The following is a 1,534-nucleotide window of genomic DNA, read 5'->3' as shown; positions in this document are numbered from 1 at the left end:
ACGTCAAGATGAGCATGAACCCGTTCGACGAGATCGCGGTGGAAGAGGCGGTGCGCCTGAAGGAGAAGGGTGCGGCCACTGAAGTGATCGCCGTCTCCTGCGGCGTGGCGCAGTGCCAGGAAACCCTGCGCACCGCCATGGCCATCGGCGCCGACCGCGCCATCCTGGTGGAAACCGATGCCGAACTGCAGCCCCTGGCCGTGGCCAAGCTGCTGGCTGCCCTGGTGGCCAAGGAACAGCCCGGCCTGGTGATTCTGGGCAAACAAGCCATTGACGACGACGCCAACCAGACCGGCCAGATGCTCGCTGCCTTGACCGACCTGCCGCAGGCCACCTTCGCCAGCAAGGTCGAAGTGGCAGACGGCCAAGCCAGCGTCACCCGCGAGATCGACGGTGGCCTGGAGACCTTGAGCGTCAAGCTGCCCGCCGTGGTCACCACCGACCTGCGCCTGAACGAGCCGCGCTACGTCACCCTGCCCAACATCATGAAGGCCAAGAAAAAGCCGCTGGAGACCGTCAAGCCCGAAGACCTCGGTGTGGACGTGACCCCGCGCCTGAAGACCCTGAAGGTGGCCGAGCCCGCCGGGCGCAAGGCCGGCATCAAGGTGGCCGATGTCGCTGCCCTGGTGGACAAGCTCAAGAACGAAGCCAAAGTGATCTGAAGAAGGACAGGAAGAATCATGACCGCACTCGTCATTGCAGAACACGACAACGCCAGCTTGAAGGGCGCCACGCTCAATACCGTCACCGCCGCCGCCCAGCTCGGTGGTGAAGTGCACGTGCTGGTAGCCGGGCACAACGCTGCCGCTGCCGCCCAAGCCGCCGCCCAGGTCCAAGGCGTGGCCAAAGTCATCCACGCCGACGGCGACAGCCTGGCCCACGGCCTGGCCGAGAACGTCGCGGCCCAGGTGCTCGCCATCGCTGGCAACTACAGCCACATCCTCTTCCCCGCCACCGCCAGTGGCAAGAACGTGGCCCCCCGCGTCGCCGCCAAGCTCGACGTCGCCCAGATCAGCGACATCACCAAGGTCGTGAGCCCCGACACCTTCGAGCGCCCCATCTACGCGGGCAACGCCATTGCCACCGTGCAAAGCGCCGACAAGGTGAAAGTCATCACCGTGCGCACCACCGGCTTCGACGCCGCGGGCCAAGGCGGCAGCGCTGCCGTGGAAACCCAGGCCGCAGCGGCTGACAGCGGCAAGAGCCGCTTCGTGGGCAGCGAGATCGCCAAGAGCGAACGCCCCGAGCTGACGGCAGCCAAGATCATCGTCTCGGGTGGCCGCGCACTGGGCAGCAGCGAGAAGTTCAACGAAGTCATCACCCCGCTGGCCGACAAGCTGGGTGCGGCCATCGGTGCCAGCCGTGCGGCGGTGGACGCGGGCTACGCCCCGAACGACCTGCAAGTGGGCCAGACCGGCAAGATCGTGGCGCCGCAGCTGTACATCGCCTGCGGCATCAGTGGTGCCATCCAGCACCTGGCGGGCATGAAGGACTCCAAGGTGATCGTGGCGATCAACAAGGACCCGGAGGCGCC

General features: G+C 66.6%; 2 protein-coding genes. Both read left to right on the top strand.

Translation table 11 applies throughout. The features are described from left to right. Positions 1–662, top strand: a 662-nt coding sequence (locus ACYVHH_RS18315) for an electron transfer flavoprotein subunit beta/FixA family protein (RefSeq protein ID WP_460566900.1), incomplete at its 5' end; no start/stop codon positions are given. An 18-nt stretch (positions 663–680) separates the two neighbouring features. After that, positions 681–1,534 (top strand): electron transfer flavoprotein subunit alpha/FixB family protein (locus ACYVHH_RS18310; protein ID WP_460566898.1); only part of this gene is annotated, 854 nt, incomplete at its 3' end.

The sequence above is a fragment of the Hydrogenophaga aquatica genome (assembly GCF_054780915.1).
The sequence above is the reverse complement of the archived record's forward strand: the minus strand, read 5'-3'. Positions and strand labels throughout refer to the sequence as shown.